At 67.3% G+C, this 24,965-nt stretch carries 22 protein-coding genes; 13 read left to right on the top strand and 9 right to left on the bottom strand.

The window, feature by feature from the left end; genetic code table 11:
• Nucleotide 1 precedes the first annotated feature (1 nt).
• Complete coding sequence (locus R5W23_RS06785) at nt 2–2,128, bottom strand: GH32 C-terminal domain-containing protein (protein ID WP_320685682.1); 2,127 nt, start codon at nt 2,126–2,128, stop codon at nt 2–4.
• A gap of 122 nt (nt 2,129–2,250) precedes the next feature.
• Here R5W23_RS06785 and R5W23_RS06780 point away from each other — a divergent pair, with 122 nt between their 5' ends.
• Nucleotides 2,251–3,507 (top strand): Gfo/Idh/MocA family protein, encoded by a 1,257-nt coding sequence (locus R5W23_RS06780; RefSeq protein WP_320685681.1) that lies wholly within the window; start codon nt 2,251–2,253, stop codon nt 3,505–3,507.
• Between the two features lie 66 nt (nt 3,508–3,573).
• Here R5W23_RS06780 and R5W23_RS06775 read toward each other — a convergent pair whose 3' ends face one another.
• The gene (locus R5W23_RS06775; protein WP_320685680.1) at nt 3,574–4,824 is read right to left on the bottom strand and encodes an FG-GAP repeat domain-containing protein; all 1,251 of its coding nucleotides are present in this window, start codon (nt 4,822–4,824) and stop codon (nt 3,574–3,576) included.
• A gap of 176 nt (nt 4,825–5,000) precedes the next feature.
• On the opposite strand from R5W23_RS06775, the gene R5W23_RS06770 reads away from it, so the two are divergent.
• The 7 genes from R5W23_RS06770 to R5W23_RS06740 all read left to right on the top strand — a co-directional run bounded on the left by R5W23_RS06770 (nt 5,001) and on the right by R5W23_RS06740 (nt 12,243).
• Complete coding sequence (locus R5W23_RS06770; protein ID WP_010040154.1) at nt 5,001–5,789, top strand: MotA/TolQ/ExbB proton channel family protein; 789 nt, start codon at nt 5,001–5,003, stop codon at nt 5,787–5,789.
• Between the two features lie 93 nt (nt 5,790–5,882).
• Nucleotides 5,883–7,109, top strand: coding sequence for a hypothetical protein (locus R5W23_RS06765; protein WP_320685679.1), 1,227 nt, complete (start codon nt 5,883–5,885; stop codon nt 7,107–7,109).
• A 24-nt stretch (nt 7,110–7,133) separates the two neighbouring features.
• Nucleotides 7,134–8,648, top strand: coding sequence for a VWA domain-containing protein (locus R5W23_RS06760; protein WP_320685678.1), 1,515 nt, complete (start codon nt 7,134–7,136; stop codon nt 8,646–8,648).
• Nucleotides 8,649–8,959: 311 nt separating this feature from the next.
• A complete protein-coding gene (locus R5W23_RS06755; RefSeq protein WP_261185557.1) occupies nt 8,960–10,018 on the top strand; it encodes a DUF1559 domain-containing protein in 1,059 nt (352 codons plus the stop codon).
• A 25-nt stretch (nt 10,019–10,043) separates the two neighbouring features.
• Nucleotides 10,044–10,184: a hypothetical protein gene (locus tag R5W23_RS06750; RefSeq protein WP_261185556.1), complete on the top strand. Its 141-nt coding sequence runs from the start codon at nt 10,044–10,046 to the stop codon at nt 10,182–10,184.
• 136 nt (nt 10,185–10,320) lie between these two features.
• Nucleotides 10,321–10,905 carry a CDP-alcohol phosphatidyltransferase family protein gene (locus R5W23_RS06745; protein WP_261185555.1) on the top strand — a complete coding sequence of 195 codons (585 nt, stop codon included), beginning with the start codon at nt 10,321–10,323 and terminating at the stop codon, nt 10,903–10,905.
• A 282-nt stretch (nt 10,906–11,187) separates the two neighbouring features.
• A complete protein-coding gene (locus tag R5W23_RS06740) occupies nt 11,188–12,243 on the top strand; it encodes a Gfo/Idh/MocA family protein (protein ID WP_261185554.1) in 1,056 nt (351 codons plus the stop codon).
• A 62-nt stretch (nt 12,244–12,305) separates the two neighbouring features.
• Here R5W23_RS06740 and purD read toward each other — a convergent pair whose 3' ends face one another.
• Nucleotides 12,306–13,673: a phosphoribosylamine--glycine ligase gene (purD, locus tag R5W23_RS06735; RefSeq protein WP_261185553.1), complete on the bottom strand. Its 1,368-nt coding sequence runs from the start codon at nt 13,671–13,673 to the stop codon at nt 12,306–12,308.
• Between the two features lie 192 nt (nt 13,674–13,865).
• On the opposite strand from purD, the gene R5W23_RS06730 reads away from it, so the two are divergent.
• Both R5W23_RS06730 and R5W23_RS06725 read left to right on the top strand, forming a co-directional pair.
• Entirely contained in the window at nt 13,866–14,813 is a 948-nt protein-coding gene (locus R5W23_RS06730; RefSeq protein WP_320685677.1) for a metal ABC transporter solute-binding protein, Zn/Mn family, read from the top strand.
• Between the two features lie 26 nt (nt 14,814–14,839).
• Nucleotides 14,840–15,661 carry a metal ABC transporter ATP-binding protein gene (locus R5W23_RS06725; protein WP_407936107.1) on the top strand — a complete coding sequence of 274 codons (822 nt, stop codon included), beginning with the start codon at nt 14,840–14,842 and terminating at the stop codon, nt 15,659–15,661.
• Nucleotide 15,662: 1 nt separating this feature from the next.
• Here R5W23_RS06725 and R5W23_RS06720 read toward each other — a convergent pair whose 3' ends face one another.
• Nucleotides 15,663–16,202: a GNAT family N-acetyltransferase gene (locus R5W23_RS06720; RefSeq protein ID WP_320685675.1), complete on the bottom strand. Its 540-nt coding sequence runs from the start codon at nt 16,200–16,202 to the stop codon at nt 15,663–15,665.
• The gene (locus R5W23_RS06715) at nt 16,199–16,786 is read right to left on the bottom strand and encodes a helix-turn-helix domain-containing protein (RefSeq protein ID WP_320685674.1); all 588 of its coding nucleotides are present in this window, start codon (nt 16,784–16,786) and stop codon (nt 16,199–16,201) included. Before R5W23_RS06715 ends, R5W23_RS06720 begins: the two co-directional genes overlap by 4 nt.
• A gap of 399 nt (nt 16,787–17,185) precedes the next feature.
• On the opposite strand from R5W23_RS06715, the gene R5W23_RS06710 reads away from it, so the two are divergent.
• On the top strand, nt 17,186–19,171 hold the full coding sequence (locus R5W23_RS06710; protein WP_320685673.1) for a methyl-accepting chemotaxis protein: 1,986 nt from the start codon (nt 17,186–17,188) through the stop codon (nt 19,169–19,171).
• 591 nt (nt 19,172–19,762) lie between these two features.
• Here the strand turns inward: R5W23_RS06710 and R5W23_RS06705 are convergent.
• Nucleotides 19,763–20,323 carry a 3'-5' exonuclease gene (locus R5W23_RS06705; RefSeq protein WP_320685672.1) on the bottom strand — a complete coding sequence of 187 codons (561 nt, stop codon included), beginning with the start codon at nt 20,321–20,323 and terminating at the stop codon, nt 19,763–19,765.
• Nucleotides 20,324–20,466: 143 nt separating this feature from the next.
• Between R5W23_RS06705 and R5W23_RS06700 the strand changes: the two genes are divergently transcribed.
• Both R5W23_RS06700 and hpt read left to right on the top strand, forming a co-directional pair.
• Nucleotides 20,467–20,892, top strand: a complete 426-nt coding sequence (locus R5W23_RS06700; protein ID WP_320685671.1) for a hypothetical protein — start codon at nt 20,467–20,469, stop codon at nt 20,890–20,892.
• Nucleotides 20,893–20,966: 74 nt separating this feature from the next.
• Entirely contained in the window at nt 20,967–21,482 is a 516-nt protein-coding gene (hpt, locus tag R5W23_RS06695; protein WP_320685670.1) for a hypoxanthine phosphoribosyltransferase, read from the top strand.
• A 139-nt stretch (nt 21,483–21,621) separates the two neighbouring features.
• Here hpt and R5W23_RS06690 read toward each other — a convergent pair whose 3' ends face one another.
• The 3 genes from R5W23_RS06690 to mnmA form a co-directional block, all read right to left on the bottom strand.
• The gene (locus tag R5W23_RS06690) at nt 21,622–23,028 is read right to left on the bottom strand and encodes an alkaline phosphatase D family protein (protein WP_320685669.1); all 1,407 of its coding nucleotides are present in this window, start codon (nt 23,026–23,028) and stop codon (nt 21,622–21,624) included.
• Nucleotides 23,029–23,239: 211 nt separating this feature from the next.
• Nucleotides 23,240–23,608 carry a sll1863 family stress response protein gene (locus R5W23_RS06685; RefSeq protein ID WP_320685667.1) on the bottom strand — a complete coding sequence of 123 codons (369 nt, stop codon included), beginning with the start codon at nt 23,606–23,608 and terminating at the stop codon, nt 23,240–23,242.
• A 200-nt stretch (nt 23,609–23,808) separates the two neighbouring features.
• Nucleotides 23,809–24,891: a tRNA 2-thiouridine(34) synthase MnmA gene (mnmA, locus tag R5W23_RS06680; RefSeq protein ID WP_320685666.1), complete on the bottom strand. Its 1,083-nt coding sequence runs from the start codon at nt 24,889–24,891 to the stop codon at nt 23,809–23,811.
• Between the last annotated feature and the right edge of the window lie 74 nt (nt 24,892–24,965).

The following is a 24,965-nucleotide window of genomic DNA, read 5'->3' as shown; positions in this document are numbered from 1 at the left end:
GTTACTTCTCCCACGCGGATTTCAGGCGCCACACGGAGCCGCTGTCCAAGTGCCCGCCGAGCCCGACCGTGCGGTTCTTCTCGTTCGGGATCGCGGCGACCGACATCGCGACCCGCCCGTTGTCGGCGAACACCTCAACGGAGCCGCGATCCACGAGCACATGAAGCAGGAAGTTGCCGGCGGGCGCGTCGATCGGTGCCGTCACGCCGTTGCAGGTCAGCGCCTTCTTGTCCGTGTCGTAGCGGAGCTTCGTCCCGCGCAGGTCGAGCACGAAGGGGCGGCCGGCGCTGGCCGTGCAGATCACTTCGAACGCATCCAGGTTCTCGGCCAGCACGGTCGGCTCTTTCGCGTCCGTGTCCTTGAACCGCGCGACCGGTTCGGCGGTTTCTCGCAGCGAGCGCAACTCGTCAACGGGCCGCGCCGTCAGGCGCGGGCCGCCCGGAGTGGTCAGCAGCCGCAGTTCCACCGGTACGGTCATCTGTTGGTTAAACGGCGTACCGGGGAACGATACGCCCTGTGCCCAGCCGATCTGGACCCGGCGCGGCAAACTCCCTTTCCCCGCCGGCGCGCTGTCGAACGTCTGGGCGGCGTAGAACCGGCCGTACCACAGTTGCTTCTTCTCCCGGAAGTCCGGCTTGAACTGTTTGCCGTCGAAGTCGCCGAGCAGGTACTTTCCGTCCGCGCCATAGAGCACCCAACGACTCCGGGGGTCGCTCGGGCCTTTGCCGCTCACGACCTGCTGGAACAGGTCCGGGCACTCGAAGAAGCCCTCGATGCGGCTCGCGAACGTCCACGCCTTCAGGTCCGGGGAGGTGTAGAACGCGATCCACTGTTTTTTCTCGGCCTCGTCGTAAACGGCCATGACCCAGTTCTTTGTCGGCTCGTGCCAGACGAGCTTGGGGTCGCGGCCGGCGTGCTTCACCACCGGGTTCTTGTCGTACTCGGTCCAGGTGCGGCCCCCGTCGGTGCTGAACGCCACGCACTCGCCGCGGCCGGTGCTCGTGTAGGCCAGGACCAGCGGTGGCTTCTCCTTCGTGCCCCACCCGGAGGTGTTTCCGTTGTCCACCACCGCGGACCCGGAGAAGGCCCAGTCGCCGTACTTCCGGGGGTAGAGCGCCACGCCCTCTTCCTTCCAGCGGAACAGGTCCGTGCTGACCGCGTGGCCCCAGTGCATGTTGCCCCACTCGCGCCCGAACGGGTTGTGCTGGTAGAACAGGTGCCACGCGCCGTCGGCGTACACCAGCCCGTTCGGATCGTTGAGCCACCCGGTCCGACTGGTGAAGTGGAACAGCGGCCGGTGCTTCTCCTTGTAGAGTTCGTCCGCCTCGGCCCAGCGGGGCGACTGATCGACCAGCCCTGCGAGCTTCACGTCCGCCGGCAGCAGCGCTTCCACGGTGAGCTTCTTGCCCTTAAACGCCGACACGTCGGACGTGGCCCGGAAGTCGCCTTTGCCGTCGGTGGCGAGTTCGATGTCGAACTCGCGCACCACGTCCCCGCCCACGAGGAACCGGACCCGCCGAACCGGCGCCCCGCTCTTCACCGGCAGGAGCAGGTACGACTGCGTGAGGTCGAGTGTGGCGGTCAGCAGCTCGTTCTGCTTCTTCGTGTCGCTGAGCACGATGTGATCGACGTTGATGTGTCCCCACCCGCCCTTCTGCTGGTCGACGATCTCGATGACCGCCTTTTGGCCGGCGAACTCGGTCACGTCCCACGAGTGCCAGTCGAGGTGCTCGCTCCCGCCCGGCCGGTCGTTCGGCCCGGTCGCGGTGCGTGCCACTTTGCCGCCGACCAGCAGATTGATGCAGGTCTTCCCGGGGTGCTTGCCGCCGCCCACGAGGAAGTTCAGGTACTTGCGGTCGATGGTGAGCTCCGGCGAGGTGAGCGTGCCGGTGCTGTCGTCGCCGTTGAGAAAGCTGTTCACCAGCCCTTTACCAAGAAAGCCCGAGACAGACATTTGGCCCGGGAGCGCGCCCGCGGCCGGCCCCGGGCCGAACGCGGTGCCGGTGGTTTTCCAGCCCGCGCCGTACGTGCGGCCCTCGAAATCCGCGACGAGAACGTCCTTGCGATCTTCGGCACGGACCGCCGGTGTGAGGAACGCGCACACGAGGAGCGGGAGAGGGAGTCGCATCTGTTGCCTCGATGGCCCCGGACGTGTGGTCCGGCTCGAAACACTTGGTAACCCGAGCGCACTCAGGTTACCATGCTTCGCGTCGCGATTCACCACGTTGTTCCCCCGCCGGAGCGCTGCCCGTGCCGACGACCCGCCGCCAGTTCCTTGCCACATCCGCCCTCACCCTCTCCGCCGCGTCCTACGCCCGCGCCGCCGACAACCCGGGCGCCAAAGTGCGCCTCGCCGTGATGGGCCTCCGCACCCGCGGTAAGCAACTCATTCCGGGCTTCGCGGCGCTGCCCGGGGTCGAGATCTCGCACGTCATCGACCCCGACCCCGCGATGGTGAAACCCGCCCTGGACGTGATCAAGAACCCGGCGTCGCCGCCCAAAATCGAAACCGATATTCGCAAGGTGCTGGACGACAAGTCCGTAACCGCCGTGGTGGTGGCGGCCCCGGACCACTGGCACGCGCTCGCGACCGTCTGGGCCGCGGAGCGCGGCAAGCACGTGTACGTCGAGAAGCCGGTGTCGCACAACCTGATCGAGGGCCGGCGAATGGTGCAAGCGGCCCGCAAGTACAAGGTGGTTATTCAGGCCGGCACGCAGCGCCGTAGTTCGACCAACGTCGCGGCGGCGCGGGAGTTCGTGAAGTCCGGGAAGCTCGGGAAGGTGGCATTCGCGCGGGCGTGGATCGCCGGGAGCCGCAAGCCGATCGGCAAGAAGGCCGACGGGCCGGCGCCGAAGGGCGTCGATTACGACCTGTTCCGCGGCCCGGCCCCGGAGCGCGCGTTCAACGCGAACCGGTTCCACTACAACTGGCACTGGTTCTGGGAAACGGGCACCGGCGAACTCGGCAACAACGGCATCCACGGCCTCGACGTGATCCGTAACGTGCTCCAGCTCGACGCGCCCACGCGAGTCGCGTCGATGGGTGGGAAGTACGTGTTCGACGACGACCAGGAGACGCCGGACACGCAAACCGCCACGTTCGACTTCCCGGGGTGTACGGTGGTGTGGGAGCACCGGGTGTGGGAGAAGAACGGCCCCGAGAAGCAGTCGTTTGGGATCATTCTGCACGGCGAGAAGGGGACGTTACTGTTCGACGGGAACGGCTGGCACGTGCGCGACGGGGAGGAGATCAAGGAACCGAACGGCCCCGACATGGTGAAGGCGCACCAGAAGAACTTCATCGACGCCATCCGCGGCGACGCGAAGCCGAACGCGGAGGTTGAGGAGGGCCACAAGAGCACGCGCCTGTGTCACCTCGGGAACATCGCGTTCCGGACGGGCAAGGTGCTGAAGTTCGACGCCGCGACCGAGACGACGGACTCGCCGGAGGCGAACAAGTTGCTCGGCCGCGAGTACCGCAAGGGGTTCGAACTGCCGGCGGTGTGATGTGAGCCGGCCAAAGGCCGGGGCGCGATCGAACCGTGGCCGATACGGTGCGACCGCGCCGTGCCATCACTTTCCCTGATTCCAGTAAATCCGCGCGTTCCCGGTCGCACGGCCGACGGCGATGATGTCGGGCCGGCCGTCGCCATCGAGATCGGCCACGGTCAGGTCTTCGACCGCCACGCCGCCGTCTTCAATGATGGCGCGGTCCCACTTGGCTCCTTTACCGTCGGTGCACTTGTAGACCCGCACCCCGCGGCGCTCCTTGAACGTGTCGCCCAGTTTCGGGTTCGGGTCGTCGCGCACCCCGATGACCAGTTCGTCGGCGCCGTCGCCGTCGAGGTCCGCGAACCAGACCGCGTGGCCCCAGCGCAGTTGCTCGTCAATCACGTGGCGTTGCCAGGTTCCGCCCGTTTGCGTTGGGGTGTACGTCACCACCTGATTCCCGTGCCACGGCTCGACGGTTGCGATCACCCGGGCGGCTTTACTCACTTGCCCCGGCTTGATCTCGCTCGCACCGCGGCTGCCCTTGGGGTTGGCCTGGTTGCCTTCACCGATTTTGTTCACCGACCAGCCGGTGCCGCCCCCGCGGAGCACATGGACGCCGTCGTAGCTTGTGACCAGCACGCCGGTCATGGGGCGCCCCCCGGCGCCGCTGTGTCCGAGAAGGGCGAAGTTGTGGCACACGTGCAGTTCTTCCGAGAGCACCTGCGCCTTCCAGTTCTCCTTCTTCTCGGGTTCCTTCGCCGGCACCTTCAGCGCCACGATGCGGACCGGTTTGCCATCGGTCCAGTTGCCCTTCGCGCTCGCCCCGCGTCCCATCAGCGGGACGTGAACGATTTCCGGCTTCCCATCGCCGTCGATGTCGAAGCAGCGCACACGGTGGGCCGTCGGCTCTTCGCAGGGGAGTTCGTACATCGCCCACTCTTTGGTCACGTCTGCGCCGCGTCTCAGCCACACGAGTTGCCCCGGGTTCGCGGTGTCGAACGGCTTCCACGCCGCGCCGACCACCAGTTCCGGGAGCCCGTCGCCGTCGATGTCGATCGGGGCGACACACACGTTGTCCGGCTTCGTCTTGCCGTCGAGGATGACGAACTTCTTCCAGTCCGCGCCCGCCTTCCCGGGGTTCTGATACCAGACGACCTTGTGCTGATCGACCACCACGATGTCGGGCCTTTTGTCGCCGTCAATGTCGGCGGTGACGACCGCGTACCCGATCTTCAGTCCGGTGTCGATCTCTTGAGTTTTAAATCTCGGCGCGTCTGCGGCGAATGTCTGGAAACCGCAGAGTGCGGCGGTGACGGCGAGTAGGTGGCGCACGGCAATTGGTTCTCACGGGATGAGAAGATGGGGCGGCTCCGCGGACCGCCCAGCTTACCACACCGACCCGTTCGGTACACAACTCCTTGCAGCCCGACAGTTGGAACCGGACAATACGCCTCTGAGGTTGCCCGGCGCCCGGTTTGTGGGATCCTGAACGCACGAGGAAACGGTTGATGTCGATACCCGCGTCTCACCGCCCGGCCCGGGAATGGCTCCTGCTCCTGATCGCGCTGGCGGTCGTGGCGGTGGTGGTGGCGCCGCTGTGGCAGTTGATGGGCAGCCCGGAGTCCCGGGCCGAGCTGGAGGCGCGGTGGACCCGGGACCGGCTCGCGAAGCTGTTCCTCGGCTTCGAGCAGGTGCTGTGCTACGTTTGCGCGGCGTGGGCCGTGCTGATCCTCCAGAGCCGGTTCCGCGAGGTGCTGGCCCAGCGCCGGGCGTTCGCCCTGGACCTGCTGCCCACGGAAGAAGGGGCGCGCATCTTGCCCGAGGACGCCCGCCCGCTCGGCCGGAAGCTCGAGCAGGTGACCGCCGGCCGGCCGCTGGTCCTGGCGAACCTGGTGCGGCTGGGGCTGGGGAAGTTCGCCGTGAGCAAGTCCGCGACCGACGTCGCGGAGGTGGTCCGGAACCAGGCCGATGTCGAAATGTCGCGGATGGTGACCGGGATGTCCACGGTCCACTACCTCGCCTGGGCGATCCCGGCGATCGGGTTCGTCGGCACCGTCCGCGGGCTGGGCGGCGCGTTCGGCGCCGAAGCGACCGACATCGCGGAGTTCACGCGCCAGGCGAAGGACCAACTGAAGGTCGCGTTCGACTGCACGCTGGTGGCGCTGGTGCTGAGCCTCGTGCTGATGTACTTGGTGCACGCGGTGCAGCGGGCGGAGGAGTCGCTCGTCACGGACGCGCAGCAGTACTGCCAGGAGCACCTCCTGCTGCGGTTGTACTCAGGGGGCGAGGGGGAGTGAGCGCGAAGCAGGGTTCCGGGGGGCCGAAGTGGCCGTCCGGTGGCTCTCGCGTGCTCTCGGCCCGGGTCCCACACCTACATTCGTCACACTGACATGCTCTGGTCCCGCAAGCCCGCTCCGGTTCACGACCGCCACCGCGCGGTCGGCATCGACCTGACCGCGAGCCGCGCCCGCGCGGAAGCGGCGGGCGAGAAGTCGCGCGCGCTGGTGCTCGACGCCCCGGACGAGGAGCTCGCGCTGTTCGTCGCCGGCGACCGGCGCGGGCCGGAGGTCGGGCGCGCCGGGGTCGGGTTGTACCGCAAGCTGCCGCACCTCGTTTGCTCCAACTTCCTCCCCGCGCTCGGGCAGTCGCGCGAGTGGAAGCTGGGCCGGCACACGCTCACGGCCGAGGCCGCGCTCGGGCTGGTGTTCGACCGGCTCCGGGCAGTTGTGGGGGGGGAGTCGGACGGCACCGCGCTGGCCCTGCCGGCGTACCTCACGCCCTCGCAGGTGACCCGCGTCGGCGCCGCGGCGGGCCGCGCGAAGTTCGCCCTCAAGGGCACCGCGGTCGGCGGGCTGGCGCTGGCTGCGGACCGCGCCGCCGGGGTGCTCGACGGGGACGGGGCCGGCACCCCGCCGGCGGCCGGCTGGGTGGTGCCGCTGCGGCCCGGCGCGAGCGGCCCCGGGGCCGTGGTGGTGCTCGACGCGGACGAGTTCGCCGTGTCGGCGCTGCTGGTGGCGGTGGACCGGGAGCAGGTGCGCGCGGTCGGGGGGGCGGCGTGGCCGCGGCTCTCGGTCAAGGTCTGGAAGGAGCGGCTGCTGGACGCCGTTGCGGACCGGTGCGTGAAGCTGTGCCGCCGCGACCCGCGCGACTCGGGCGAGGCCGAGCAACTGCTGTTCGAGCAACTGGACGAGGCGTTCGACCGCGCCCGCGCCGGCCAGCGCATCGGGCTGACCGTCCGCACCGCGCACTGGTTCCAAGACATCGTCCAGCAGCCCGAAGAGTTCGAGGCGCACTGTTCGGCGCTGGTCCGGCTCGCCGGCGAGTCGGTGCGCGACTTCGTGAACGGGATCGGGCTGGCCGAGCCGCCCCGCGCGGTCTGGCTGACCGACGCCGCCGGGCGGCTCCCCGGGTTCGTCCGGGAGGTCCACGCGAACACCCCGGAGGGCACGGCGGTCGAGATCCTGCCCCCGAACGCCGTTGCGGCGGCGGCGGCGGCGCTGGTGCCGCGGTGGCTCACGGGCGCGCTGCCCCGGGCGCACCTCGACAGCCTGATCCCGCTGCCCCCGCGACCGGCCGCCCCGGCCGGCGCGCGAGCGGCCCCGCGCGCCAGCGGGTGACCCGGACGACAGGAGGAACCGCCGATGCGAATCCGCCACAAGCAGCCCACGCTGGTCAGCATGTGGATGCTGGACGTGTTCTGCTGCGCGCTGGGGTGCGTCACGCTCCTGTTCCTGCTGAACAGCCGGCTGGCGACGGAAGCCGCCCGCGCCAGCCGCGACGCCCGCGCCGACCTCGCGCACACCGACCAGCAGCTCGCCGCCGCCCTCGCGGCGCTCGAAACCACCCGGACCAAGCTCGCGGCCGAAGAAGCCGAGCGCGGGAAGCTGACCGCGTCGCTCGCTGAGCTCGAAGGGGCGCGGCTCAAGCTGGTCGACGAGTCCCGCGCCCTCACCGAGGACCTCAAGCTCGCCCGCACCGAGAAGGACGAGACCGGGCGCAAGCTCGACACCGCGCGCGACGAGCTGAAAACCGCGCGGGCGCTCCTCGATTCGACCCGAATGAGCCTCGCCGGGCTCGAAAAGAAGGCCACCGCGACCGCGAAAGAGCTGGCCGACGCGCGGGCCGAGGCCGCCGCCGCCGACCGGCTCCTCAAGACGCGCCAGACCGACATCGACGAGCTCGCCAAGAAGGACGCCGCCCGGGCCACCCAACTCGACGGCCTCCGGCGCTCGATGCTGTCCAAGGACGCCGAGCGGTTGGCGCTGGACGCGCAGCTCGCGGAGGCGCGCAAGGAACTCGCCGAACTTGACGCCAAGCTCCGCGCGACCCGGCGGGAGTTGGACGCGCAGATCGCCGCCACGAAGGCCGGGGCCGCGAAAACGGGCGAGGAACTCGGCACCGCCCGCGCGCAGATCAAGGACCTGAACAAGAAGGTCGACGACGCGAACGCCACCATCATCGACCTCCAGGGCGAGAAGGCGAAACTGGCCGACAAGTACGACCGGTTCCAGAAGGAAGCGGAGACGCGGTTCGCCGGGGTGGCGATGACCGGCAAGCGGGTCGTGTTCCTCGTGGACATGTCCGGCAGTATGGGCAAACGTGACCTTCAGACCGTGGACGGTACGAAGTGGCCACTGGTGGTCGAAACGGTGTGCAAGGTGATGCGCAGCATCCCGACCCTGGAGCGCTACCAGGTGATCGTGTTCTCCAGTTCCGCCCGCTGGCTGTTCGAGGACGGCGAGTGGTGCTCGTTCAACGGCGAGCGGTCCGTCGAACGGGTGCGCGACGCGCTGCTGAAAACGAAGCCGGTGGACGACACGAACATGTACGCGGCGTTCGAGAAGGCGTTCGGCCTGAAGACCGCGGGGCTCGACACGGTGTACCTGTTCTCCGACGGGCTGCCGACGAGTGGCCCCGGGCTGACGCGGGAGCAAGAGAAGGCGAGCCCGCCGTTGTCGGAGTCGGAACTGGGGGTGATCCTCGGCAAGCACGTGCGCGACACGCTCGCACGCACGTGGAACAAGCCCGACGCCGGACAGTCGCGGGTGCGGATCAACGCCATCGGGTTTTACTTCGAAAGCGTCGAGGTGGGGGCGTTCCTCTGGTCGCTCGCGCGCGACAACGACGGGAGCTTCGTCGGCATGTCGAAGCCGTGATCGGACCGGGGGCAACGATCACGGCCGCCCGGTGCCTGAAAACCCGTTTCTGACAACCCCGCCCCCTTTTTCAGTTTCTCCTCATTTTCTTCTTGTGTGGTTCGTCGGATTAGCGTACAACGTAAGCACTCGCAGACTCGCGCCGAATCGAATTGCTATCCGACACAACTCACTCTCCCTCGGACGCACCTTTCGGTCGCGCGTTTACTTTTGTCTGATTGTTCTCTCTTTACATGGCGTAGCAGCTTGCCTTCTGCATTCGTAGGAGACGCTGCGCCTACTGTCTTCCATTCTCGTCGAAGGGACAGCACATGTCACTTTATTCGAAGGGTCTGCGCCGCGGCTTTACGTTGATCGAGTTGCTGGTGGTGATCGCGATCATTGCGATCCTGATCGGGCTGCTGCTGCCCGCCGTTCAGAAGGTGCGTGAGGCCGCCGCGCGCATTAAATGCACGAACAACTTGAAGCAGATCGCCATCGCCTGTCACGGGTTCCACGACGCCAACCAGCGGTTCCCGGCCGGCACCACGCTCGGCAAGAACCGGAACGGCACCGGCTGGTACACGAACGCGCACGCCTACGACAACCCGGCCGCCGGGTGGACCAACGCCACCACCAGCTACCCGGCCGACGGCCCGTTCTGGTCGTGGGCCATGCGGATCGCGCCGTACATGGAAATGGACAACGTCCAGAAGGCCGCCAACATGAGCGGCACTTCCGCCGGCTGGCCGTGGTGGCAGATCATCCCGGGCACCACCGGCGGCAGCAACACGGTGGTCGGCATCCAAGCAAAAACGTTTATCTGCCCGTCCGACTCCCGATCCGACCTGTTCTGGACCGAGTCCGGCACCGGGAACCGCGCCGCCCTCACCGACTACATGGCGGTCGCCGGGCGGGACACGTATAAGGAGACCATCTCCGGGAGCAAGCTGGCGGGTCAGGACGGGATCATGTACGTGAACTCGTCGGTCAAGATCGCGGGCATCACCGACGGCACCAGCAACACGCTGATGGTCGGCGAGCGCCCGCCGGCGAACAGCCTGGAGTACGGGTGGATGTGGGCCGGGGCCGGGTACGACCCCGGCGCGTTCGGCGCGGGCGACGTGGTGCTCGGGGTGCGCGAGCGGATCCCGTCGATCAACGACGCCCCGGGCGTGTACGGGCCGGGCAACCTGAACCAGGACACCCACTTCAACCACTACTGGAGCCTGCACTCGGGCGGCGCGATGTGGGCCCGGGCCGACGGCTCGGTGCAGTTCATCGCCTACTCGGCCGGCTCCCAGGTGGTCACCCAGATCAACGGGGTCAACGTGACGCTCCTCGAGGCGATGGCTTCGCGGGCCGGCGGCGAAGTGTTTGCCGCCCCGTGACCCGCTGACTTCGGAGGACTTTGTAATGTTCCGCCGGTTCGTACTTGTATTGATTCTGGGCGCATCGCTGGTGTCCCTCGGGTGCGACGGGGACAAAAACCCGCCGACGGCGGGGGCCGGCTCGCCCCCGCCCAAGCGGGAAGCGCCCGGACAGAAAGCCAAATAAACGTGTCGGGAAGCCGGTTCGGGGACTCCTCGAACCGGACGAACGGCCGCGGGTGTTCCCGCGGCCGTGTTTTTTGTGCGCCCGTCACGAGAATGACCCCGGGCGGCCGTTGGCGCCGCTGACGAGGGGGAACCGCATGTCCGCGCCGGCCGCGCCCGAACCGCTCCTGAACGTCCCCAACGTGTTATCGTTGTCCCGGGTGCCGCTCGCGGCGGTGCTGTTCGCGTGCATCGTCCACGAGTTGTGGCTCCCGGGGCTGCTGGTGTTTCTGGCCGCCACGGCGACCGACTGGGCCGACGGCTGGTGGGCGCGCCGGTACGGCCCGCTCACGCGAGTCGGTCGCAGCCTCGATCCGCTCACCGACAAGATCCTCGTGTGCGGCACTTTCATCTACCTGATTCCCGTCCCGGGCGCCGGCATCGACCCGTGGATGGTGACCGTCGTGGTGTGCCGCGAGCTGCTGGTGACCGGCCTTCGCGGGATGGTCGAGGCGACCGGCAAAAAGTTCGGCGCCGACTGGTTCGGCAAACTGAAGATGGCCCTCCAGTGCGCGGTACTAGCCGGGGTGCTGCTGATCGCGTGGCTCCGCACCGTCGATGGCGCGACGGGGGCGTTGGGCGTGCTGACGCCGGTGCAGGTCGCGTTACTGTGGCTGACGCTCGTCGCCACGATGGGGAGCGGGGCGCAGTACCTCGTGAAGGCCGCACGGCTTTTGAAGTGAACGTGGAGTGGGGCCGGCCTGCTGCTTCCAAGTCCGATCGATTACTTGCTGCGCGGAATCGGTGCCGGCTCGGTGTGCGGAATCGCTCTTTGTCAGCCCCAACGGCTTTCTTCCATTCCGGTCGGCCGACGGCTCGCTGCCAACAAATCGCCCCATGAACCGGAGAGCAACTGAGCACAATCATCCCGGCGAGCCCCGGCGAAAGCTCGCGTAAGGAACTGGACTGACCGGCGAGTGACCGGGGCCGCTAAAATCTCCCGCACCTCACACACGGGAGACGCCATGCCTCAGCCCCTCGGGTTCGCGATCGTCGGTTGCGGGATGATCGCGCGGTTCCACGTTCGCGCGCTGCAAGAGATCCCGGCGGCGCGCGTCGCGGCGCTGGTGAGCCGCAGCCAGTCGAGTGCGGACAAGCTGATCGCGGACACCAAACTGGAGCCGTGCCCCGTTTTCAACTCGGTCGAAGAAGCCGTGAACGCCCCCGGCGTGGACGCGGTCATCATCACCACCCCGAGCGGCGCGCACCGCGAGCCCGCTCTCGTTGCGGCGGCGGCGGGCAAGCACGTCGTTGTCGAGAAGCCGCTCGAAATTACCGGCTCGCGGTGCCAGGAGATCATCGACGCCTGCGACCGCGCGGGGGTGAAACTGTGTACCATCTTCCCGTCACGGTTCGGCGACGCGAACGGCGCCCTGAAGGCGGCGGTGGAGGCCGGCAAGTTCGGGCGCCTCACCCTCGGCGAAACGACCTGCAAGTGGTGGCGCTCGCAGGCCTACTACGACGAAGGCGGGTGGAAAGGCACCCAGGCGCTCGACGGCGGCGGGGCGATGATGAACCAGGCCATCCACAACGTGGACCTGCTGCTCTGGCTGATGGGCGACGCCACGCACGTGAGCGGGCTCACGGCCACGCTCGCGCACGAGCGGATCGAGGTGGAGGACACGGCCGTCGCGGTAGTCCGGTTCAAGAGCGGGGCGCTGGGGGTGATCCAGGCGACCACCAGCGTCCACCCGGGGTACCCCAAGACCGTCGCGGTCCACGGCGACAAGGGCTCGGCGGTGATCGAGCAGGACGACGTTCTGAAGTGGGACTTCACGCCCGAAACGCCGGACGACTGGATGGTGAAGGGGCGGTTCGCGGCCCGGGTCGGGGCGAGCGGCGGGTCCGCCGACCCGAAGGCGATCAGCCACGAGGGGCACCGGCGCCAGCTCGCGGATTTCGTCGAGGCCGTGCAGCAGAACCGCGTACCGAAGGTCGACGGGCGCGAGGGCAAGAAGGCGGTCGATCTCATCTGCGCGGTGTACGAGAGCGCACGCACCGGGCGCACGATCGCCCTCTAACCGTTGGGGGGACACCGGCCGCGCCTTCGGCCGCGGAGTGACACGGCCGCGGCGGGCCGGTTTCAGTTGGCGGGCTTGTCGCCGCCCGGCTTCCGGAACCGCGCCGGCAGCTTCGGCGCCTCTTGCGGCGGCGCGGGGGGCTTCACTTTCAGCGCCTTGTCCGCGATGTCGGTCCGGTAGTGCATCCCCGGGAACTGGATCAGTTTGACCGCCTCGTACGCCCGGGCCTTGGCGTCCGCGAGCGTGTCGCCGAGCGCGGTCACCCCGAGCACCCGCCCGCCGTCGGTGACGGTGCGGTTGCGGTCGTCGATCTTCGTGCCCGCGTGGAACACCTTCACGCCCGGGAGCTGGTCCGCCTCCGGGACGCCGGTGATGACCTTCCCGTTCTCGTATTTGCCCGGGTAGCCGCCCGCGCACAGCACCACGCACACCGCCGGCCGCGGGTCCCACACGATCTTGTCTTCGAACTCGTGAAGCCGCTCGTCCGCGACGGCCTCGAGCAGGTCGAGCAGGTCCGTCTTCAGGCGCATCATCAGCACCTGCGTCTCGGGGTCGCCGAACCGGCAGTTGAACTCCAGGACGCGGGTGCCCTGGTTGGTCAGGATGAACCCGCCGAACAGCACGCCCTGGAACGGGTACCGGTTCCGCTTCATCCAGTGGATGGTCGGGAAGAAGACCGTCTTCTCCCACTCCTTCATCAGCTCGGGCGTCGCGACCGGCGCCGGGCAGTACGTGCCCATGCCGCCGGTGTTCGGCCCGGTGTCCCCGTCGCCCACCGCCTTGTGGTCCTGGCACGCGGGCAGCGGCAGGAACGTGCGCCCGCTCACGAGCGCGAGCACGGACACCTCCTCGCCGTCGAGCCGCTTCTCCACGACCACGTTCCGGCCGGCCTTCTGGCCGAACTCGGCGTCGGTCATGATGCGCTTCACGGCCTGGGTCGCTTCCGCGCCGGTCTTGCACACCACCACGCCCTTGCCCGCGGCCAACCCGTCGGCTTTCACCACCACCGGGTAGTCGCGGGTTTCAATGTAATCGCGCGCCGGCTGCGGGTGGTCGAACACCCGGAACTCAGCGGTGGGCACGTCCGCGTGGCGCATCAGCTCCTTCGCGAACACCTTGCTCGATTCGATCCGGGCCGCCTCCTTCGACGGCCCGAACACCTTCAGCCCCTTGCCGCGCAGAAAGTCGGCGAGCCCGGCCGCGAGCGGGTCCTCGGGGCCGATCACCACCAGCCCCACCTTCTCCCGGAGGCAGAACCGCTGAAGCTTGTCCGTTTCGGTGTAGTCGATCGACACGTTCGTGAGACCGTCCCGCGCGGTTCCGGCGTTGCCCGGGGCGCAGAAAACCGTTCCCGCGCGCGGCGACTGTTTCAGCCGCCATGCGAGCGCGTGCTCGCGCCCGCCCTTCCCGATCACCATCACGTTCAGCATTGCAGCCGCTTTGCCTTCGAGTTGCCAAGGGGTCGTAGTGTCAGTTTATCCGTTGCTCGACTGAAAGCGAAGTGGTGTTGCGGTCTTCGTCCACACTTCGGGGCGGCGGGGTACAATTCCTCTCGACTTACTTTGGCCGTTCGCCTACCCTAACAGAGGGTTTAGCTCAAGCTAGATGCCGGGGAGGTCGTGGTGCGTGTTGTGCAAATCGCCCTGATTGCTGTTGCGGGCGGCTTCACGGTTCTCGGGTTGCCGGGGTGTTCGGGTGGACCGCCCGCCTTCGAGAAGCCCCCGGTGCGGGTGGTCGTTACAACCACCATGATCGCGGACCTTGTAAAGAAGGTCGGTGGCGACCGCGTGTCGGTGGACGCCCTCATGGGTCCCGGCGTCGATCCGCACCGGTACCAGCCAACGGCGGGCGACCGCAAGAAGATCGACGCCGCACACGTCGTGTTTTTCAACGGCCTGCACCTCGAAGGCAAAATGACCGACACCTTCGAGAAGAGCCGCGGGCGTGTCCGCGCGCACGCGGTCACCGCAGCGATCGATAAGGCCCAACTCCGGCACGCCGAGGTCGACGGCGGCGAGCACGACCCGCACGTCTGGTTCGATGTGGCGCTCTGGGCCAAGACTGTTGACGTGGTTCGTGACGCGCTTGTGGCACTCGATCCCGCCGGCGCCGGCGACTACGAGCGCAACGCGGCGGGCCACCGGCGCGAGCTCGAATCGCTCGATACAGAGGTGCGGCAGGCGCTCGCGGTCGTGCCGAAAGACAAGCGCGTGCTGGTCACGTCGCACGACGCGTTCGGGTACTTCGGGCGCGCCTACGGGTTCGAGGTACGCGGGTTGCAAGGGGTCAGTACGGCCAGCGAGTCCGGGACGAAGGACGTCAAGGAACTGGTCGATTTCTTGGGCCGGAACAAAATCCCCGCGGTGTTCACGGAAACGTCGGTTCCGGACGCGGGGCTGAAAACGGTTCTCGACGCGTGCCGGCGCGACCACAACCACACGGTGTCGCTGGTGGGTGGCGAAGAGGCGCTGTACTCGGACGCCCTCGGCGAACCCGGCACGCGCGGGGAAACGTACACGGGCATGGTGCGGCACAACGTGGCGGTCATCGTGCGGGCTCTGGGGCGGTAACGGGCCGGTGACGAATCGAGGACGTGATGATCGAGTCGGCTGCTCTTAGCGGTCCGGGTGCGGTGAGCGAACGTTCGCCGGCCGCACCCGCTTCTCACCGACCGGCACTCGGCGCCGCGCACGCGCTGAACGCGATCGAGGTTCACGACCTGACCGTTGCGTACCGCGAGAAGCCGGTCCTGTGGGACATCGACCTTGCGGTTCCGCGCGGCGTGCTGATGGCCGTGGTCGGCCCGAACGGCGCCGGGAAGACGACACTCATCAAGTCGATGCTCGGGCTGGTGAAGCCGGTGTCGGGGCGGGTGCTGGTGAACGGCGTTCCGTACTCCCCGCGCGCACAGACCGTAGCGTACGTGCCGCAGCGCGGCACCGTGGATTGGGACTTCCCAACGACGGTCTTGGACGTGGCGCTGATGGGCACGTATGGGCGCCTCGGGTGGTTCCGCCGGCCGGGCGCCGCCGAGCACGCCGCGACCCGCGGCGCGCTCGGGCGTGTCGGCATGGCCGACTTCGCGGACCGGCAGATCAGTCAGCTTTCGGGCGGCCAGCAGCAGCGGGTGTTTCTGGCCCGTGCGCTCGTTCAGGACGCCCCGGTGTACCTGATGGACGAGCCGTTTCAGGGGGTGGACGCGGTAACCGAGAAGGCCATCGTGGACGTGCTGCGCGAGTTGCGCGACCGCGGGCGCACGGTGCTGGTCGTTCACCACGACCTCGCCACGGTGCCCGAGTACTTCGACTGGGTCACCGTGCTGAACGTGCGGAAGGTGGCGAGCGGTCCGACGGCCGTCGCTTTCACCGAAACAAATCTGAAGGCCGCCTACGGCGATCGGTACGCGGGCCGCGCGTGAATCAGCCCGCGCGGCCGTCCAGCGCGCGATAGAAGTACGTCGTGCTACAAAACCCGCCGTGCGGCATCAGCGCGTAGTTCGGGATCTCCCCGGCGCGGACCCAGCCGAGCCGCTCGTACAGCCGCGCCCCGTCACCGCCTGTAACGGCATCTAGAACCAGCAGCGTGCGCCCGTGTTCGCGGGCCACATCCTCCGCCGCGCGCATGAGCGCGGCTCCCACGCCCCGGCGCCGCGCCCGCCGGTGGACCAGCATCTTCGCCAGATCCGCTCGGTGCGGTTGGTTCTCAGGTAGGTCGAAAATCACCTGTACGGTACCGCACACGCCTTCCGCGTCCTCCGCAACAAGCACCGCACGCTCGCCCCGTTTCACGCCGTCCGCCACCCGGCGCCAAAAGTCCGTCGCCCGCTCGCGCGACAGCGGGAGCATGAAGCTGACCGACGCGCCGCCCTCGACGCAGTCGATCAGCACGTCCGCTAGGGCTTCGACGTGAGCGTCTTGAAGCGCACCGAGTCGCCGAACGGTCCAGGTGTGTGTACTCATCGCAACGAAAGGGGAATGGACGCGATCACCACCGCGTAACGCGCCGGCTCCCGCGTGGGGTTGTGAAACACCGTCGGTCGGTCGAGTTGCATCGCGAGGCAGTCGCCGGCGCTGAGTTGGTGCCGGCCCGCTCCGAGAGCGACTTCCATCGCCCCTTCGAGCAACCAAATCTGTTGGTACACGCGGGCCTCGCGGGGGCCGGTCTCGAACGCGACGGTGGCCCCAGGCGGGAAATGAACCTCGACGATCTGAATCGGGTTGGATGTGCCTGACGAGGACACGTTGCGTCGGGTGTATCCGGAGCCCGGATCGGTCCACGACGGTTGTTCCGCCCGTCGCGCGACCGGGTTCGGAGTGGCCGCCGGTGGGCTAAAGAGGTCGGCGAGCATGACCCCAAGACCGGTGGCGAGCTTCTCCAGAACCACGGCCGTAGGGCTGCTCTCGCCGCGCTCAATGAGCGAAATCATCGAGCGGCTCACGCCACACGTGCTTGCGAGCGCGTCAAGCGACAACCCCGCAGCGGCGCGCATCTCTCGTACACGGGTTGCAATGCGAGCATTCACACTGAGCGAGTTTTCCAACATGATGGATTTCATTGTCCATCATGTTGGAGGCGATGTCAAGATCTGAAGAGCTGGATGCTCGGCCGGGTCGGCGCAATTGCAATAATCAAATCGTCTTAAGCGGTGCCGGTCGGCAAATGCCGCCGCCCGCAATCGATAATGCGAATAGACGCAAATATTTTTAACGCCGGATTATTCGCTGCGCAGCCGATCGTGTTTTTTTACGATTGGCTATATTTTCGCGCGTGCAATTGCAGGCCGACTGAGCCCGGTTTCGGCACCGATACGTGCCGCTGCGGCAGCACGGCGCAGCGGCACGTATCGGTGCCGAACATGGCACGAGTTCCAGGTGCGTAACGTGCGTCGCCGCCCCGAATCACTGACCTCAAAGCCAGCGTCCTCAACGGGAAATAGCCGCTTATGCCTCAGCCTTTTTTGACCCTGCTCACCCGCGTCCGCATCGGCCCCCGCCTGATCGCCGGCTTCCTGTTGATCGCCAGCGGGTGTGCGTACCTGGGATATGTGTCCCTGAGCGCACTCGGCGAGATCCGCGGCTTTCAGGTGAACGCGGCGACCAACATCGTTCCGAGCGCGATCGCTCTCGACAAGGTCCGAGCCGGTGCGCTCCAATCGCAGCGCGCCGAGCGCGGGCTCGTTATCTTTGACCCGAAGCGCGACGAGAGCACCTACCGCTCGGTCCGCAGCAACCTCGACGCGGGGCTCAAGTCGATCGAGGAGGGTGCGAAAAGTTACAGCACCCTCCCGCTGGACGAGAAGGAAGCGGCGATGTGGAAAGACATCCAGTCCGCGCTGGCCGACTGGAAGCGCGACCAGGAGGACATTGTTACACACGCCGACAAGGGGGAAACCGATCAGGCGCGAGCGGCGATCGCACGCGAGCTAAAAACGGCGGCCCGGTTGAACCAGCAGCTCCAGGAGCTCATGGCGCACCAGGAGCGCACCGCCAAACACGAAGAAGCGGAGGCCAACAGCACGTACGGGGCGGTCCGATCGACGCTCCGGACGACCATCGCCGGGGCGGTAATCGTGGCGGTCGGCCTCGGGATGGCCCTCTCGGCCTCCGTCACCCGGCCGCTCGGGCAAACCGTGGACGTGCTCGAGGGGGTGGCACGGGGGGACCTCTCCAGGCGAGCCGATGTGGACACGCAGGATGAGGTCGGGCGAATGGCCACCGCACTGAACGCGGCCATCGACGCGCTGGTTGCCGCCAAGGAGGCTGAGCGGGTCCGTACCGAACAGGACCGGCGACGAGCCGAGCAAGAAGCTGCGGCCGAGCGGGAGCGGATCGCGCGGGAAGCCGAGGTCGCCCGCGCGCAGGCCCAGCGGGACGCCGCCGCTGCGGCCGAACTGCGCGAGAAGGTTGCGTCCGTGATGACCGGGGTCGATGCGCTGGCGGCCGGCGACTTCACGGTGGCGATCCCCGATCTGGGCACCGACGACGTGGGGCGAGTGGCCGCGGCTCTGAATAAGGCCGTGGTATCGGTGCGAGAAGCTCTGGACGGGGTGCGGGAGGTGTCCGAGCAACTGGCCGACGCGTCCGCGCAACTGTCCCGCGCGAGCGAGGAGATCTCGGCCGGCGCCCAGGAGCAGGCCGGCAGCCTCGAGGAGACTGCCGGCAGCCTGGAGGAGATCACCGCCACCGTGCGGCAGAACGCGGACAACGCTCAGCAGGCGCGGCAACTCGTGGACGGGTCCAAAGAGGTGGCCGAGAAGGGCGGGCAGGTAGTCGGTAGCGCGGTCGGAGCGATGGCCGAGATTAACGAGTCGTCGAAGAAGATCGCGGACATTATCACGACCATCGACGAGATCGCGTTCCAGACCAACCTGCTGGCCCTCAACGCGGCCGTGGAGGCGGCCCGCGCCGGCGAGCAGGGCCGCGGGTTCGCGGTGGTCGCCACCGAGGTCCGAAACTTGGCCCAACGAAGTGCCACCGCCGCCAAGGAGATCAAGGGGTTGATCCAGGACTCCGTCAAGAAGGTGGACGCCGGCACCGAGCTGGTGAACAAGTCCGGTACCACACTCGGCGAAATCGTCACCAGCGTCAAGCGGGTGGCCGACATCATTACTGAGATCGCGTCCGCCAGCCGCGAACAATCAACGGGTATCGAGCAGGTGAACCGGGCGGTCTCACAGATGGACACCGTCACCCAGCGCAACGCCTCGCAGACCGAGGAGATGAGCGCCACCTCGCAGGCCCTCACCGACCAAGCCGATCAGCTCCGCAACCTGATCGCGCGGTTCAAGCTCAGCGGCGACGGCCGGGGCACACCCCGGTCGGCGGCCGGACCCGTCAAGAAAGCCGCTTACAAGCCCCGCCCGGCGGCGGCCAAGGTGACCAGCCGCGGGCACCCGCACGAAGGCGGCAACGGGTTCGCCGAGTTCTGAGCCGGCACGGCGGGCGAGTCGGGTCTATACCGAACCGGCACGGGTCGCGGAACATCCCGTGACCCGTGCCGTTGTGAGCGACGCCGGTGCGTGCTCGCCGCCGGCTCGACGTGGTTCTCGTCGCGACGGCCCGTCGATGGCTACGCGGCTTGATGTGCCAGAGCAAAAGCGGGCGGCACGGTAGCCCATAGGACCAGCCGGGTTGTGTCTTTCTCGTGCAAGCCGTTTACCGTCGTGACTGCGGGGTAAAGGTGCGGAACGTCTCACCCCCTGGAACGGTGCGGGAGCTTCACGGCTCCCTGAGCCCCATTCCGTTGTTGCGGGCGTGCGGTCCGGATGATTGCCGCGATGAAACGGTAAGAGGTCAGTACGAGAGACGCGGCGACAAAAGGACCGGGCTGTCGTGCTGGAAGATCATCGCGCCAATCGCTAACGTCGCGCACGTCGCCCGCACGGGAAGCCGTTTCGCGCCCCGGCGTGTTAGGCCGCTTGAGTTCATACCACACTCCACGCCTGGCCGTCGCCCCGTTCACCCAGCGTGACCGACTTGCGATCGGTGCCCAAGGTTTGAGTGATGCCGTTCCGAACCGTTCAACCGGTTCGCATTTTCTTCAGTACTTCCCACAGCACCGCGGCGATGTTCCAGGCGTCGTCGTGGCCCCGGTGGTGCGTGCCCTCCAGTTTGAGCCCGAGCAGCGCCATCGCTTGCGGCAAGCCGACCTCGTTGGGGAGCCCGCGGCCGACGGCGAAGAGCGTTTTTGCGTTGAGGTGTGACGGGCCGAACGGGTACCGCACGCCCTCGTCGCGGCACTGCTTGTCGAACTGCCGGCGGTCGTAATCGCCGTAGCTCGCCCACAGCCGCTCCTGCGACAGGTACTCGTCTTCCAGGATCTTGCACGCGTCCTTGAACCGGATGCCCGTGCTCACCTGCTCTTGCGTGAGCGTGGTGAGCTGCGTGCAGAACGGGCTCACCTTCGACCGCTCGGGCCGCACCAGTATGCTCCGCTTCTCCAGGCGCCGCCCGGTGCTCAGTTCCAGCGGCGTCAGGCCGATCTCGATGATGTCGTTGGTTTCCCCTTTCGGTGGGAACCCACCATCCCAGCACGTCGATTCGATGTCGATGACGATGACGTGGTCGAGTCGCTTGGCCATGCCGGGCCTCGGTTCGGTGGGGTTGTGCCGCCGCGCGTGCCGCACGTACCGTCAGTGTAGCAAACGCCCCTGGCGCTCCGGCATGCCGGATGCTTCGCGAACACCGTTCCGATTCTCAAATCACTTGCGAAGGGTACAGGCTAATGGCGAAGTCCAACAAAAGCCGCACCGGGGACGAGGCGGTGCGCACGGTCGGTGGTGCGGCAGGCGGGGCCGCGACCGGTGCGGCGGCCGGCGCGCTGCTGGGCCCGGTCACCGCGGCGGCCGGTGCGGTCCTCGGCGGCATCGTCGGCGCGCTCGCCGGCAAGAGCGCGGGCGAGGCCGAGCCGAAGCCCAAAACGGTCGCGAAGAAGGTCGCGGCCACCGTGAAGAAGGCGGCGAAAGCGGTCGCAAAAACGGCTCGCGCCGTACAACCCGTCGCCAAGGGCGCGGCGAAGGCAACCGCCAAGAGCACCGCCGCGAAGAAACCTGCTGCGAAGAAGACACAGCCAAAAGTAGCGGGTACGCGCGCGGCCAAGGCGGCCGCGAAAAAACCTGCGGCGAAGAAGGTCGCGGCCAAGAAGAAATGACCGGCCCACGAGCGGCCAACTTGAAACCCGGACGGCGCCGCCCCAAACTAGCGTCACCCGCTGGAGCCGTCCGAATGGAAGTTCTCATCACCGCCGACCAGGTCCGCGCGCGCGTGGACGAGATGGCCGCCGAGATCATGCGCGCCTACGACGGCAAGCCGGTTACGGTCGTGGGCATCCTGACCGGGTGCCTCATCTTCACCGCGGACCTCATCCGCCGGATCGACCTGCCGCTGCGGGTCGCGTTCATCACCGCGTCCAGTTACCGGGGAACGACCACCGTCTCCGGCCTGCTGGAGATTCGTGACGATTTACTGCCCGACATCGCCGGGCGCCACATCCTGCTGCTCGACGACATCCTCGACACCGGCAAGACGCTCGCCCGCGTCGTGGCGCACCTGATCGACCGCGGCGCGGCGTCGGTGAAGGTGGGGGTGCTGCTCCGCAAGCTCGGCCGCCAGGAAGTACCGTTCGAGCCCGATTTCGTCGGGTTCCCGATCCCCGACAAGTTCGTGATCGGGTACGGGCTGGATTACAACGACGAGTACCGACACCTGCCGTTCATCGGGATCTTGCAACCCGGTGAATAGGCCCAAGGCCAAGAGTGTTCGTGTTCACCGCAGAGGGCGCGAGAGGGCGCAGAGAAGAAGCCAAGAGCTGAGTCGCTTTCACTCTCTTGGCTTCTTCTCTGCGCCCTCTCGCGCCCTCTGCGGTGAACACTCTTCTGCCTTACTCCTTCACGACCTCAAACGCCTTTTCGTCGGCGACTTCGAGCGTCGCGCTGCCCTGCTTGTTGGTCTCGACCTTGCCGGTCACACGGATCGTCGCCCCGACCAGCTTCTCGATGTCGCCCTTCGCGAGCGCGCCCTTCTGAACCTTGACCGGCACAACCACCGCGAAGTTGTCCTTCGCCCGGAAGTCCTTATCTGAGTTCAGGTACAGGTTCGCCTTCCCGCCGATCGACTGCACCACGAACTGGACCTTCACCGTTTCGCCGGCCTTCTTCGCCGCCTCCGCGGGCGTGAGTACCCCTTCCGGCGGCTTCGGTCCGACGGGGGCTGTGGTCGCCGCGGTGCCAGTTCCCTTGAGCGTGGCGAGCCGCACCTTGAACCCGCATGTGGTGTCCCCGTCTTCGTCGCAGATCTGGACGCTCACACGCGGATTGTCTGTCCAGTCGATGGTAATGAACCCAAAATTGTCGCCGTGCGGCATCCCGCCGACGCGTTTCGAGTTCAGTTCGGGGGCGCGCCAGTTCTTCGACGACTGGTTGAACCCGCTACTGGTCACGTCGTACAGTGGGTAGCCGATCGCAATCGGGTCCACCGAGATGTCCGCAAGGTGGCGGTCGCCGCTCAGGATCATCACCCCGCTCGCGCCGGCACTTTTGAGCAGCGCGTAGAGCTTCTCGCGCTCCTTCGGAAACGTCGCCCACTTCTCGAACGGGTGCTCGTCCGAAATCACCTGGATGCTGGACACGAGCAACCGCAACTCGGCCGGCTTTTTGAGCTGCGTTTCGAGCCATTTCCATTGTTCTGTGCCGAGCAGGGTGGCGTCGGCGTCGGTGTTCGGGAGGTACGGTGCGGTTCGCAGTTTCGCGTCGAACGGCCCCTTCTTGAGCGGGCTGCGGAAGTACCGCGTGTCCAGCATGATGACCTGAACGCGCTTGCCGGGCGGGCCGTAAATCTCCGCGTGGTACACGCCCTTCTGGGCGCGCCGCGGCGAATCCGCCGGGGTTTCGAAGAAGTCGTGAAACTCCTTCTGCGCCGCGTCCTTGTGCTCCCACTCGGCGCCCGCGTCGTTCTTGCCGTAGTCGTGATCGTCCCAGGTGCCGAGCATCGGGCACGTTGCCTTCAGCTTCACGAACCCCGGCACCTTCGCCATCTGCGCGTACTTTTCGCGAATGACCTCGGGCGTCACCTTCACCTTCCGGTCGAGGTCGGCGTACATGTTGTCGCCCAGGAGTAGCAACAGGTCCGGCTTCGCGGCGGCGATGGCGCCGAAGATGGGCACCGGCTTGTCCTGATCGACACAGGAGCCGAACGCGATCCTGGTGAGCACCTTCGGGTCGTCGGCACGGGCGGCGGGGCCGAGTGCGACGATCAGCGCGAACAGCAGCCCGGCGCGAACGGGGCGCATGGCAAGTTCCTGCGGGAAGCGGGATGTGTAGCCACCGCTATTCAACGACCGGGGCATCGGGCGGCAACGCGCAACCAACGGTATGAAGATGAAGAGTAGACGCGGCTCACGTCCGCCGTGCGCCGCACTTATCACAAAAGCCATCCGGGGGCGGTGGCTTGTTGGGTGCAAGTGTCGCGCGGGCCGTGGGCGCCGGCCCGCGCTCGTGACGTTATTCCTTGACCGCCTTCTTCAGGTCATCGAACGCCGTTGCGGCCTCTTTGCTCACGGCCTCCCACTTGTCCGCCGCGGCCTTCTCCAGTTCGTCGAGCTTCTTCTTCGCGGCGTCGCGCTTCGCGCCCGCGTCCTTGAGCTGCGCGTCCAGCTTGACCTTTTCGTCGCCGGCCGCCTTCTCCGCTTTCGTTTTCAGCCCATCGACCTGCTTTTCGAGCTTGCCGAGATCGCCCTTGTACGCGATCACGAGTTCATCTTTCTTTGTCGAAGTGAGCTTCGTGTCTTTTGTTGTGTCCTTCGACTGGCCGCACCCGACCGTCAGGCCCGCGATCATCATCGCGCAGCAGCTCACGCACGTCCGTAACATGGAACGTACCCTCTATGTTCGGTGTGATGGAATCGGAAACGGGCGCGAAACGGAAGTGACCGGTCGTTGAGGGGCCGCTCGCGCCCGCTGCTGCCCCTCGCAAATAGAGATGCCGGAGCGGGGAGATTATTCCCCCGCTCTCGAAGCTGCGCGTTTTAGTCTTCTGGTGGAACCGAAGGGGCGAGCGCCCGGCGCGCGGGCTATTGCGCCGGCTTCGTGGCCGACTCGATCCAGCCTCCGCCGAGAACGCGGGTGCCGTTGTACAGCGCCAGCGCCTGCCCCGGCGTGACCGCGGCTTGCGGGGCGTCGAAGGCCACTTCTGCGCCGCCGTTGGGCAACGCGGTTACGGTCGCGGGCACGCCCGCGTGCCGGTAGCGGATCTTCGCCACACACGTCAGCGGTTCCGTGGGCGGGTCGATGAGCCAGTTCATCCCGCTCGCCACGAGGCCCGATGAGAGCAGATCGCTTTCGTCGCCCACGACGACCGTGTTGGTCTCGGGGAGCAGTTCCAGCACGAAGCGCTTTTTGCCGCCACCGATGTTGAGCCCCTTCCGCTGACCGATGGTGTAGCGGTCGATGCCGTCGTGCTCACCGAGTACGGTGCCGTCACGCTCGGCGATCACGCCCGCGGTGGCGGCTCCGGGCCGGCGGGTGCGAACGACATCGGTGTGGTTGCCGCTGGGCACGAAACAGATTTCGACGCTGTCCGGCTTCTCCGCGACGCCCACCAAGCTCGCCTCGCGCGCGAACTGGCGGATCTGCGGCTTCGTGTACCCGCCCACCGGGAACAGCAGGTGCGGGAGCACCTCGCGCTTGATCCCGTGTAGCACGTAGCTCTGGTCCTTGTCCGCGTCGACGCCCTTGTGCAGTTCGCCGTTCCGCACCTGGGCGTAGTGCCCGGTGGCGATGAAGTCGGCGCCCAACTTCTGGCCGAACGTCCACAACTGGCCGAACTTCAGCCAGTTGTTGCACACCACGCACGGGTTCGGCGTGCGGCCCCGCACGTACTCGTCCGCGAAGTAGTCGATGATACGGTTGAACTCGCTCTCGAAGTCGAGCGCGTAGAACGGGATGTCGAGCTTGTCGGCCACGCGGCGCGCGTCGCCCGCGTCGATGGCCGAGCAGCAGCCCTTCTTGCTGTCGCGGCGCTCGTCGGGCTGGTCGTGGCCGTGCGTGCCGGTGCGCATGAACAGTCCGATCACCTCGTGACCCTGCTTCTTCAGCAGGACCGCCGACGCCGAACTGTCGACCCCGCCGCTCATCGCCAACACGACACGCGCCATACGGCCCTCCTCCGTTCAGTATAGAGGCGGAAGAGGCGGGACGCGTTCACACCGGCGCGCGTCGTTTCCCGGTT

The organism is Gemmata algarum, assembly GCF_034097035.1.
Classification (GTDB): domain Bacteria; phylum Planctomycetota; class Planctomycetia; order Gemmatales; family Gemmataceae; genus Gemmata; species Gemmata algarum.
This window is presented reverse-complemented; position numbering and strand designations above follow the sequence as displayed.

Excerpts from the sequence above, each read along its gene's own strand:
- R5W23_RS06700 (WP_320685671.1), top strand. The coding sequence starts at position 20,467 with ATGGCGAAGTCCAACAAAAGCCGCACCGGGGACGAGGCGGTGCGCACG.
- mnmA (WP_320685666.1), bottom strand. The coding sequence starts at position 24,891 with ATGGCGCGTGTCGTGTTGGCGATGAGCGGCGGGGTCGACAGTTCGGCG.
- R5W23_RS06755 (WP_261185557.1), top strand. The coding sequence starts at position 8,960 with ATGTCACTTTATTCGAAGGGTCTGCGCCGCGGCTTTACGTTGATCGAG.
- R5W23_RS06760 (WP_320685678.1), top strand. The coding sequence starts at position 7,134 with ATGCGAATCCGCCACAAGCAGCCCACGCTGGTCAGCATGTGGATGCTG.
- R5W23_RS06705 (WP_320685672.1), bottom strand. The coding sequence starts at position 20,323 with ATGGCCAAGCGACTCGACCACGTCATCGTCATCGACATCGAATCGACG.
- R5W23_RS06720 (WP_320685675.1), bottom strand. The coding sequence starts at position 16,202 with ATGAGTACACACACCTGGACCGTTCGGCGACTCGGTGCGCTTCAAGAC.
- R5W23_RS06740 (WP_261185554.1), top strand. The coding sequence starts at position 11,188 with ATGCCTCAGCCCCTCGGGTTCGCGATCGTCGGTTGCGGGATGATCGCG.
- R5W23_RS06715 (WP_320685674.1), bottom strand. The coding sequence starts at position 16,786 with ATGTTGGAAAACTCGCTCAGTGTGAATGCTCGCATTGCAACCCGTGTA.
- hpt (WP_320685670.1), top strand. The coding sequence starts at position 20,967 with ATGGAAGTTCTCATCACCGCCGACCAGGTCCGCGCGCGCGTGGACGAG.
- R5W23_RS06710 (WP_320685673.1), top strand. The coding sequence starts at position 17,186 with ATGCCTCAGCCTTTTTTGACCCTGCTCACCCGCGTCCGCATCGGCCCC.
- R5W23_RS06685 (WP_320685667.1), bottom strand. The coding sequence starts at position 23,608 with ATGTTACGGACGTGCGTGAGCTGCTGCGCGATGATGATCGCGGGCCTG.
- R5W23_RS06765 (WP_320685679.1), top strand. The coding sequence starts at position 5,883 with ATGCTCTGGTCCCGCAAGCCCGCTCCGGTTCACGACCGCCACCGCGCG.
- R5W23_RS06785 (WP_320685682.1), bottom strand. The coding sequence starts at position 2,128 with ATGCGACTCCCTCTCCCGCTCCTCGTGTGCGCGTTCCTCACACCGGCG.
- R5W23_RS06745 (WP_261185555.1), top strand. The coding sequence starts at position 10,321 with ATGTCCGCGCCGGCCGCGCCCGAACCGCTCCTGAACGTCCCCAACGTG.
- purD (WP_261185553.1), bottom strand. The coding sequence starts at position 13,673 with ATGCTGAACGTGATGGTGATCGGGAAGGGCGGGCGCGAGCACGCGCTC.
- R5W23_RS06750 (WP_261185556.1), top strand. The coding sequence starts at position 10,044 with ATGTTCCGCCGGTTCGTACTTGTATTGATTCTGGGCGCATCGCTGGTG.
- R5W23_RS06770 (WP_010040154.1), top strand. The coding sequence starts at position 5,001 with ATGTCGATACCCGCGTCTCACCGCCCGGCCCGGGAATGGCTCCTGCTC.
- R5W23_RS06690 (WP_320685669.1), bottom strand. The coding sequence starts at position 23,028 with ATGCGCCCCGTTCGCGCCGGGCTGCTGTTCGCGCTGATCGTCGCACTC.
- R5W23_RS06725 (WP_407936107.1), top strand. The coding sequence starts at position 14,840 with ATGATCGAGTCGGCTGCTCTTAGCGGTCCGGGTGCGGTGAGCGAACGT.